At 75.7% G+C, this 10,227-nt stretch carries 7 protein-coding genes; 2 read left to right on the plus strand and 5 right to left on the minus strand.

All coding sequences use genetic code 11. The features are described from left to right. Nucleotides 1–4: 4 nt before the first annotated feature. The 3 genes from AA75_RS33585 to AA75_RS33595 form a co-directional block, all read right to left on the minus strand. Nucleotides 5–679, minus strand: coding sequence for a response regulator transcription factor (locus AA75_RS33585; RefSeq protein ID WP_033824142.1), 675 nt, complete (start codon nt 677–679; stop codon nt 5–7). Further along, the gene (locus AA75_RS33590) at nt 676–1,980 is read right to left on the minus strand and encodes a sensor histidine kinase (RefSeq protein WP_033824143.1); all 1,305 of its coding nucleotides are present in this window, start codon (nt 1,978–1,980) and stop codon (nt 676–678) included. The genes AA75_RS33585 and AA75_RS33590 overlap by 4 nt, the downstream gene beginning before the upstream one ends. Before the next feature lie 138 nt (nt 1,981–2,118). Beyond that, complete coding sequence (locus AA75_RS33595; protein WP_368666625.1) at nt 2,119–2,817, minus strand: TetR/AcrR family transcriptional regulator; 699 nt, start codon at nt 2,815–2,817, stop codon at nt 2,119–2,121. A gap of 287 nt (nt 2,818–3,104) precedes the next feature. Here AA75_RS33595 and AA75_RS33600 point away from each other — a divergent pair, with 287 nt between their 5' ends. Then, on the plus strand, nt 3,105–4,715 hold the full coding sequence (locus tag AA75_RS33600) for an MFS transporter (RefSeq protein ID WP_033824144.1): 1,611 nt from the start codon (nt 3,105–3,107) through the stop codon (nt 4,713–4,715). Nucleotides 4,716–4,797: 82 nt separating this feature from the next. On the opposite strand, the gene AA75_RS33605 is transcribed toward AA75_RS33600, so the two are convergent. Together AA75_RS33605 and AA75_RS33610 are read right to left on the minus strand one after the other, a co-directional pair. Then, nucleotides 4,798–7,563 (minus strand): GH92 family glycosyl hydrolase, encoded by a 2,766-nt coding sequence (locus tag AA75_RS33605; protein WP_063794492.1) that lies wholly within the window; start codon nt 7,561–7,563, stop codon nt 4,798–4,800. A 177-nt stretch (nt 7,564–7,740) separates the two neighbouring features. Continuing rightward, nucleotides 7,741–9,057 (minus strand): deoxyribodipyrimidine photo-lyase, encoded by a 1,317-nt coding sequence (locus AA75_RS33610; protein WP_033824145.1) that lies wholly within the window; start codon nt 9,055–9,057, stop codon nt 7,741–7,743. 164 nt (nt 9,058–9,221) lie between these two features. Between AA75_RS33610 and AA75_RS33615 the strand changes: the two genes are divergently transcribed. Further along, on the plus strand, nt 9,222–10,227 hold a 1,006-nt coding region (locus AA75_RS33615), incomplete at its 3' end, for a serine/threonine-protein kinase (protein WP_149038528.1).

Raw genomic sequence — 10,227 nt, forward strand, 5'->3', positions numbered from 1 at the left:
GCCCCTACTGCCCCGGTGTGACCAGCCCCGACTCGTACGCCAGCACCACCGCCTGCGCCCGGTCCCGCAGCCCGAGCTTCCCCAGCACCCGCCCGATGTGCGTCTTGACGGTCTGTTCGGCGACCACCAGACGGGCCGCGATCTCCTGGTTGGACAGGCCCCGGGCGATGAGCTCCAGCACCTCGGTCTCCCGGGGGGTGAGCCCGTTGAGCCGCAGTGCCGGGTCCCGCCGCGGGGCCGGCCGGGTCCGCGCGAAGTCCTCGATCAGCCGCCGGGTGACGGACGGTGCCAGCAGCGCCTCGCCGGCCGCCACCACCCGGACCGCGGCGATCAGGTCGGCGGGCGGGGCGTCCTTGAGCAGGAATCCGCTGGCCCCCGCGCGCAGTGCCTCGTAGACGTAGTCGTCCACGTCGAAGGTGGTGAGCATCAGCACCTTGGGCCGGTGCACCACCCCGGGCGGCGGGTCGAGCAGGCGCCGGGCCGCCTCCAGGCCGTCCATCTCGGGCATCCGGACGTCCATCAGCACCACGTCGGGGTGGGTCCGGCCGCTGACCTCCAGGGCCTGCCGGCCGTCGGCGGCGTCGCCGACCACGTCGATGTCGCTCTGCGCGTTCAGCAGCGCGGCGAAGCCGGCCCTGACCATCGCCTGGTCGTCGACGATGAGTACGCGGATGGTCATGGAGTGCTCTCCCCCGGGGCGGTGACTGGCAGGACGGCGGCCACCCGGAAGCCGCCTTCCGGGAGCGCGCCGGTGTCCAGCCTCCCATCGAGCAGCCGCACGCGTTCGCGCATCCCGACCAGGCCGTGCCCGGTGCCCTCGGCCGCCTCCACGGCAGCACCGCCCCCGCCCCCGCCCACGACCCCGTCCGCCGCCGCGTTGACGACGGTGATCCGCAGCGCGCCGTCCTCGGCGGCCAGCGAGATCCAGGCCGCGGCGCCGGGCGCGTGCCGGACCACGTTGGCCAGCGCCTCCTGGACGATCCGGTACACCGACAGGTCGACCGCGTCGGGCAGCGGCAGCAGCGCCTCGACCTCGGCGCCGACGGTGAGTTCGGCCGAGACCCCGGCCTGGGCCACTGTCTCGACCAGCCCGCCGAGGTCGCGGACGCCCGGCTGCGGGGTGCGGTCGGGGTCGCCGTGCTGCTCGCTGCGCAGGACGCCGAGCAGCCGCCGCATCTCGCCGAGCGAGCTGCGGGCGGCGGCGGCGATGGTGGCGAACTCCGCGGCGGCCTCGGGGGGCAGCCCGGTGAGCCGGTAGGGGGCGCTGTCGGCCTGCACGGTGATCACCGACATGTGGTGGGCGACCACGTCGTGCAGCTCGCGGGCGATCCGGGTGCGTTCCTCCAGCAGGGTGCGCAGGCCGCGCTCGGCCTCGCTGATCTGCTCCTGTTCGGCGAGTCGCCGGCGGGCCTCGCCGCGTCCGCGCAGGCTCCAGCCGAGGAGCAGCGTCGCGCCGCCGAGCACCACGGCCACCGCGGGCGCGCCGCCGGCCCGCTGCTCGAACGCCGCCGCGGCCCCGACCGTTCCGAACGCGGTGACCAGCCAGACGGCCAGCAGGGCCTGGCCGCTCTCCCGCAGGGCGAGGGCGGCCAGCAGGAACAGGTAGCCGACCAGGGTGGCGGCCGGCCACGGCCAAGGCCCGGCGCCGGCCGGGCTGCCGACCGTGACGGCGGCGGTGGCGGCGGTCGCGGCGGCGATGATCCACCAGGCCGGCAGCGGCCGCCGGACGGCCAGCAGCAGCGGTACCGTCTGGGCGAGCGACAGCACCGCCGCCGGATAGCCGTCCAGCCCGTACGAGCCGGTCAGGACGACGATGTCGATCGGCAGCAGGGTGACGACCAGGATCGCGGCGACGGCGTACGGCAGGGCCCGCAGCCACGGGTTGGGCGCGTCGGCGAGCAGCGGGCGGCGGTCGGGGGAAGGGGAGGCCAGGCTGCGGGGAAGTTCCTGCAGCCGGTCCTGGAGGGTGGGACTCTTCACCCGGCCCGAGCGTAGGGGCCGGGGCGCCGGATGTCGTCGTACCGGGGTGCCGGGCGGGGTGTCATACCGGGGTACTACCCGGCCGCCCGGCCGCCCGCCGGCCCGATGCCGGTGCGCCGCGCCCCGGGCCCAGGGGCCTCAGGACCGCCAGGAGCCGGCCAGCGCCGGGCCGAGCTGGTCGAAGTGGCGTTCGATCAGCTCGATCATGCCGTCCGGCCCGGTGTCGTTGCCGTCGGTGTGGGTGCTCCAGGACAGGTGCGAGATCCGGACCACGGCGCCGAAGACGGCGGCGAGCAGCCGGGGCCGCAGGTCGGTGGCCGGGTCCAGCCCCTCGCGGTCGGCGAGCACCCGGGCGACCACGCCCTCCTGTTCGGTGGCGCGGCGCAGGTGGGCGGCGAGCAGGGTGGGGGTGGTCTCGATCAGCTCGAACAGTTCCAGGGCGGCCGTGACGCTGCCGGCGCCGGTGCGGCGGCCGTCGCCGAGGGTGCGCCAGGCCTCGGTGATCGCCGCGCGCATGGCCTGCAGCGGGTTCTCCTCGGCGGGGCGCTCGCGCAGGCGGGCGATGAAGAAGTCCTCCGCGTCGGCCATGACGGCCAGCGCGACCTCCTCCTTGTTGGCGAAGTAGCGGAAGAAGGTGCGCTGCGAGACGTCGACGGTGGCGGCGATCTCGTCGATGGTGGTGTCGCCGTAGCCGCGGTTGAGGAACAGCGTGTGCGCGGCGTCGACCAGGGCGTCCCTGGTGCGCTGCTTCTTGCGCTCGCGCAGCCCGAGGACCCGGCAGCCGGGGTCGGCCGCGGCCGAGGGTGTCCTGGCGGACACGGTCGCAGGCGCGTTCACGGGCGCGTTCGCAGGTGCGTTCGCAGGTGCGTTCGCGGGCGCGGGGTGCGGGGAGCCCATGGTGGGGGCCTTTCGACTGCGGGGGTGGCCGGCAGCTCCACTGTAGCGCTCTGACATATGTCAGCATGAGTCACAAGTCACGGTTTGCCGAATGTCAGTGGCTGACATAATCTTCTCGGGTGGCGCCCGTCAGGCCCGACAGCTCGTGGGGACGGGTGGGCCGGGGCGCCACAGCCCTGCCCTCGTCCCCGACCCGGTCCCAACCCCAGCCCTCGGAAGGCGTTCTCATGAGCCAGTCCGTCGTCAACACCGGGAAGGCGGACGTACCGCCCCGGCGCGACGTACCCCCGTCGACCCGACGCGGCCTGCAGGGCCACCCGTGGCTGACCCTGCTGACCGTGGCCGTCGGCGTGATGATGGTCGCCCTCGACGGCACCGTGGTGGCCATCGCCAACCCGGCCATCCAGGCCGACCTCGGTGCCTCGCCCGCCGACATCCAGTGGGTCACCAGCGGTTACCTGCTGGCGCTCGCGGTCTTCCTGATCACCGCCGGCAAGATCGGCGACCGGTTCGGCCACAAGTCGACCTTCCTGGTCGGCGCCACCGGCTTCGCCGCCACCTCGGCCGCGATCGGCTTCGCCGGCTCGATCCAGATGGTCATCCTGTTCCGGGTGCTCCAGGGCCTGTTCGGGGCGCTGCTCCAGCCGGCCGCGCTCGGCCTGCTGCGCGGCGCCTTCCCGGCCGAGAAGCTGAACATGGCGATCGGCATCTGGGGCGGCGTGATCGGCGCCTCGACCGCGGCCGGTCCGATCGTCGGCGGCCTGCTGGTCGAGCACGTCAGCTGGGAGTCGGTCTTCTTCATCAACATCCCGGTCGGCCTGATCGCCCTCGCGCTCGGCCTGTGGATCCTGCGCGACGTCCGCAGCGAGAACTCCGCCAAGTCCTTCGACCTGCCCGGCATCGTGCTGCTGTCCGGTGCGATGTTCATGCTGGTCTGGGGCATCATCAAGGCCCCGACCTGGGGCTGGGGCTCGGCCACCACCTGGCTGTTCCTCGGCGGCGCGATCGTCGCGATGGCGGTGTTCGCCCTCTGGCAGACCAAGGCGAAGGAACCGCTGATCCCGCTCGCGCTGTTCCGCTCGGTGTCGCTGTCGGCGGGCACGCTGCTGATGGTGCTGATGGCCTTCGCGTTCTTCGGCGGCGTCTTCTTCGTCACCTTCTACCTGCAGAACGTGCACGGCATGACGCCGGTGCAGGCCGGTGTCCACCTGCTCCCGATGACCGCGATGATGATCGTCGGTGCGCCGCTGGCCGGTGCCGCGATCGGCAAGGTCGGCCCGCGCATCCCGATCGTCGCGGGCATGCTCTTCACCACCGCGGCCATGCTCGGCATGGCGACCCTGGACGTCGACTCCGGCACCGGCGTGATGTCGCTCTGGTTCGTGCTGATGGGCCTCGGCCTGAGCCCCGTCATGGTCGGCGCGACCGAGGTCATCGTCGGCAACGCCCCGCTGGAGCTGGCCGGTGTGGCCGGCGGCCTGCAGCAGGCCGCGATGCAGGTCGGCGGCAGCCTCGGCACCGCCGTCCTGGGCGCCGTGATGGCCTCCAAGGTCACCGAGGTGCTGCCCGGCAACTGGGCGAGGACCGGGGTGCCGATGCCGCAGGGCGCCGACGCCGAGGGTCTGAAGCAGGCCGCCCAGCTCGGCATCGCCCCGCCGGCCCCGGCCGGCACCCCGCAGAACGTGGTGGACGCGATGGCCGGCGCCGTCCACTCCTCCTTCGTCAGCGGCATGTCGGTGGCGTTCGTGGTCGCCGCGGTGGTCGCGGCGGTGGCCGCCGGGCTCGGCCTGCTCACCAAGCGCGGTGCCAACGAGACCGGCCCCGCCGTTCACATCTGAGGCCCCGCCACCCCCGGTGACGCCAGGTGCCCCGCCGACCCGACCGGGTCGGCGGGGCACCGTCCGCTCCCCGGCCGGGTGGTCAGCCGGGCACCGTCCAGGCCCGCGCGCCGGTGCCGGCGCAGTCCGAGAGCTGCGCCGGGGTGCCGTCCGCGGTGGCGCCGCCGGCCAGGTCGAGGCACCGGCCCGACGGCGTGGACACCAGCGTGCCGTCCGCCTTCGGCCACCACTGCTGGGCACCGGTGTCGTTGCACTGCCACAGCTGCACCGGCGCCCCGGCGTCGGAGCGGCTCGCGCTGACGTCCAGGCACTTGCCGAGCGCCCGCAGGGTGCCGTCGGACGCCCGGGTCCAGCGCTGCGCCTCGGTGCCGTTGCAGCCGTACAGCTGGACCGGGGTGCCGTCGGCCGTGCCGCCGGACCGCACGTCCAGGCACTTCGCCGCCGGACCGCCGACCGCCCCGGTGACCGGCCGCGCCGGGCCGACGTCGAAGGACGGCGGCGCGTCCGCCGGGTCGCCGCCCAGGCCCGGCGCCGGGTCGGTGCCCAGGGTGAAGTCGAGCCGCCCGCCGTTGCGGACGAAGTCCTCGCCGACCCACGGCCGGGTGGACGCCCGCCCGTCGACCGCCAGCCCGTGCACGTACCGGGCGGCCGCTGACGCCCCCGGCGCGCTCAGCTCGATCACCGGACCGTCGCCGCCGCGGCGGACGGTGACGGCGGGGAACAGCGGGCCGGCCAGCACCAGTTCGGCCCGGCCGGGCACCTGCGGGTACATCCCGAGCGCCGCCCAGACCGCCCAGGCGGAGAGCTCGCCGAGGTCGTCGTTGCCCACCTCGCCGTCCGGGCCGTCGCCGAACAGCGTGGTCAGCGCCCGCCGGACGACGTCCTGGGTCCGGTCGGGCCGCCCGGCGTAGACGTACGCCCACGGGGCCTTCAGGGAGGGCTCGTTGCCCATGAACGCGTGCTCCGAGCCCGGACCGGCGTTCAGGTCCGCCAGGAAGGCGTCCAGCCGGGCCGTGACGGCGCCGTCGCCGCCCATCGCGTCGAACAGGCCGCGGTGGTTGTACGGCACCATCCAGGTGTACTGGGCGGCGCTGCCCTCCACGTACTCGTCCTGCTGGTCCGGGGTGAAGGCCGGCCACGCGTGGTCGGACCGGCGCGGCTGCAGGTAGCCGCTGGCGCCGTTGAACAGGCTGCGCCAGCCCGTGGAGCGGTGCATCAGCAGGTCGTACGAGGCGCCGTCGCCGATCCGGGCGGCGAGCTGCGCCACCGCGAAGTCGGCGGAGGTGTACTCCAGCGTGGTCGCCGCCGACCCCCACGTCCCGTCCGTCCCCGCCGGGACGTACCCGATCCTGTCGTACGGGCCGTGGCCGGGGCGCTCCCGGTCGTCCTGGCGGCCGGCCACCGCCTGCCGGACCAGCGCGGCGGCGTCGAAGCCGGTGGCGCCGAAGGCGTGGATCCCGGCCGCGATGATCGGCAGCGGGTCGCCCACCATCACCCCGGTACCGTCGGCGGCCAGCGTCCAGCGGTCGAAGTACCCGGCCCGGGCGCCCTGGTCGACGATCGACGCGGCGATGTCGGCGGCCTCGGCGGGCGCCAGCAGGGCCAGCAGCTGGGTCTGCGAGCGGTAGACGTCCCAGCCGGAGAAGTCCGCGTACCGCGCGTGCCCGGCCGGGACGGTGTGCACCTGCCCGTCGAAGCCCGGGTAGCGGCCGTCGCTGTCGCTCAGCACGCTCGGGTGCAGCATCGCGTGGTAGAGCGCGGTGTACAGGACCCGCCGCTCCCGGGTGGTGCCGCCGCCGACCGCGACCCGGCCGAGCAGGTCGTTCCACGAGCGCCGGGCCGCGTCCCTGACCTGGTCGAAGCCGGCCCCGGCCTGTTCGGCGGCCAGGTTGGCCCGGGCGCCCTCGACGCTGACGAAGGAGATCCCGACCCGGGCGGTGACGGTGGGCCCGGCCGCGGTGTCGAAGGAGACCAGCGCCTTGGCGCCGGACGCCCGGGGGACGGCCTCCGGACGGACACCCTCCTGCTGCTCACCGCCGCCCGCCGGCCGGGCGGCCTGCGCGGCGGCGGTCCTGGCCGGCTGCGGTGCGATCCCCTTGCTCGACCCGCTCGCACTCCTGCGCCCGGTGTCGACCCGGCCCGCCGCGACGATGCCGGAACTGCTGAACGGCCGGTCGAAGACGACCGAGAAGTAGATCCGGTAGCGGTTGGCGGTGCCGCAGAAGCCGCCGCTGTCGGTGTAGCCGGAGATCGAGTCGGTACCCAGGGCGACGTACCCCGAGGCGTCGTTGAAGCCCTGGCCCGGGTCGACGGTGAGCGAGGCGGTGTGCCCGGCCGGGTAGCTGAACCGGGCGATGCCGGAGCGCGGGGTCGCGGCCAGCTCGGTCCGCACCCCGTTGCCGAAGGTGACCGCGTACGAGCCGGGCGAGGCCGACTCGTCGGCGTGCGAGAACTCGGCGAAGTCGGCGGGGGCGCCGTCCAGCACCGGCAGGAACGGGATGTTCCCGTAGTCCCCACAGCCGGCGCCCGAGATGTGGGTCAGGCTGAACCCCCGGATCCGGTCGTCGTCGTAGGCGTAGCCGCCGTACTGGTAGGCGACGGTGTCCGGACTCCACTGCACCATCCCCAGCGGCGCGGCCGCGCCCGGGAAGGTGTTGCCGGCGCCGTCACCGAGGCCGAAACTCGGCGCCCCCGGCCTGGTCCCGACGAACGGGACGACGTACTGCGCCGGGTCGGCGACGGTGACCCGGCCCGGTGTGCGGGCGGTGGCGGCCACGGGGGCGGCCGCCACGGCGGACGAGCAGACGGCCAGCGCGAGCGCGGTACGGACGATGCGGGCGTTCTTCAAGGAGCCTCCTGCCGGGCCGCGGTCGGGCGGGCCCGGCGGAGGTGCCCGGCCGCCCCGCTCTCCGGGTGCGCCCATCGTCGGGCCTGCGCCCGGGGACTTCCGGCGCCGACAGGCCGCGAGTCCCCTGCCCGGCCCAACCCGGCCCGGCTGCCGGGCCCGGCCGCCCGCGCGGACGGCTCAGCGGCCCCGGCCGTGCTCGAACCGCCCCTCGTCCAGACCGACGATCGGGGCCGGGTAGTCCGGCCGCTCGGGCAGCAGCCACGGCCGGTGCACCGCCGCGCCCGCGACGGACGCCAGCTCCGGCACCCAGCGGCGCACGTAGTCGCCCCGCGGGTCGAAGCGCCGGGCCTGGGCGAGCGGATTGAGCACCCGGTTGGGCCGGGTGTCGGTGCCGGTGCCCGCCACCCACTGCCAGTTCAGCTGGTTGTTCGCGACATCGCCGTCCACCAGCAGCGACAGGAAGTGCGCCGCCCCGGCCCGCCAGTCCAGGTAGAGCGTCTTGGCCAGGAAACTCGCCGTCAGGAGCCGGGCCCGGTTGTGCATCCAGCCCTCCGCGGCGAGCTGCCGCATCCCGGCGTCCACGATCGGGTAGCCGGTCCGGCCCTCCCGCCAGGCCGCCAGCTCGTCCGCGTCCCGGTGCCAGCGGTCCGCGCGCGGCCGGTAGTCGGCCCGGGCGGCGTCCGGCCGGGCGGCCAGCACCTGGTGGTGGAAGTCCCGCCAGACCAGCTGCCGGACGAACGCCTCGGCCCCCGGCCCGCCGCGCCGCTCGGCCAGCGCCACCAGCTCGGCCGCCGACAGGCACCCGAAGTGCAGGTACGGGGAGAGCCGGGAGGTGCCGTCGCCCGCCAAGTCGTCGTGCTGCTCCTGGTACCCGTCGAGCGACCAGCGCCCCCACCGCCGCCGCCCCTCGCTCTCGCCGCCCGCCATCAGACCCGGCGAGTCCGGACGCACCGCCGGCACCGCCACCCCCCGGACCTGCCCGGGCACCCGCACGCTGTGCGGCGCGGCCACCGGCGCCCTGCGGTCGGCCTGCCGCCAGGCCCGCGAGTACGGGGTGAAGACCGCGTAGTGGTCCTTGCCGGCGGGGGCGACCGCGCCCGGTGCCAGCGCGGTCAGCACGGCGTCGTGCACCCGCAGCCGCCCACCCAGGGCCTCCCGCAGCCGGGCCTCGCGCCGCTGCGCGAAACCGCTCACCCCGGCCGCCACGTGCACCCCGGCCGCGCCCGTCTCCTCGGCCAGCCGCCGGGTCTCGGCCACCGCCTCGCCGCGCCGCACCACCAGCCGCCCGCCCCGGGCCCGCAGCCCGGCGTCCAGGTCCGCCAGGCAGTCGGCGAGGAAGGCCGCCCGGTTGGGCACCGCGAAGCCGGTGGCGCCGACGCCCTCGTCCAGGACGAACAGCGGCACCACCTCCTCGGCCTCGGCGAGGGCGGCGCGCAGCACCGGGTTGTCGTGCAGACGGAGGTCCTGGGTGAACAGGACGATCGAGACGGGCATCCGCCATGCCTACTCCATCCGCGCGTCCGGCGCGCGGGGCGCGCCCGGAACCGCTCCGCAGGACACCCCCAGGAGGTGGCGGGAGACTGGGAAGGCGACTCGGGGCCGCCTGCCGGCGGGGCACCGGACGGACCGGCTGCGCCGGCACGGACTGTGGGGTCGGGATGAGTTCTCAGGACGACACGGTGCCCGGCCCCGACCGGGTCCTGGCCGGCCGCTACGTGCTCGGGGAGCGCCTGGGCAGCGGCGGGATGGGCACCGTCTGGGTGGCGCTGGACACCAAGCTGCAGCGCCGGGTCGCGGTGAAGGAGCTCGCCGTCACCGGCATCCCGGAGGCCGAGCTGCGCACCCTGGGCTCCCGGATGCAGCAGGAGGCCCGGGCGGCGGCGCAGATCAGGCACCGCGGTGTGGTCACCGTGTACGACGTGCTGGAGCAGGACGGCCGGCCGTGGATCGTGATGGAGCTGATCGACGGCCGCTCGCTGGCCGAGGTGATCGACTCCGAGGGGACCCTGCTGCCGCGCGACGCGGCCCGGGTCGGCGGCCAGGTGCTGGGGGCGCTCGACGAGGCGCACCGGCACGGTGTGCTGCACCGGGACGTGAAACCCGCCAACGTCCTGCTGGAACGCGGCGGGCGGGTGGTGCTCACCGACTTCGGCATCGCCCTGCTGGAGGGCTCGCCCGGGTTCACCCGTACCGGTGACATCGTCGGCTCGCCCGAGTACGTCGCGCCCGAGCGGGTCAGCGGCCACCGGCCCGGGCCCGAGTCCGACCTGTGGTCGCTGGGCGCCACGCTGTACGCGGCGGTGGAGGGCCGCTCGCCGTTCCACCGCACCACCACCATGGGCACCCTGCAGGCGGTGGTCGCCGAACCGCTCCCGCCGCCGCTGCACGCGGGCGCCCTCGCCCCGGTCATCGAGGCGCTGCTGCGCAAGGACCCGGCCGAGCGGCCGACCGCTGCCGAGGCGCTCGCCCTGCTCGCGGAGGCGGAGGCCGGGAGCACCCGCGGCGCCCCCGTGCCGGACCCCGGGCCGCCCGGCCGGACCCGTACCCGGTCGACCCTGCTACCGGCGCCGGTGCCTCCCGCGCCGCCGGGCCGGCCCGGCCCGCCGCGGGGGCCGGGGGACGGGAGCCACCGGCACCGGGCGCTGCTGATCACGGCGGGGGCGG

Origin of the sequence: Kitasatospora sp. MBT63 (genome assembly GCF_000710465.2) — a bacterium.
GTDB lineage: Bacteria > Actinomycetota > Actinomycetes > Streptomycetales > Streptomycetaceae > Kitasatospora.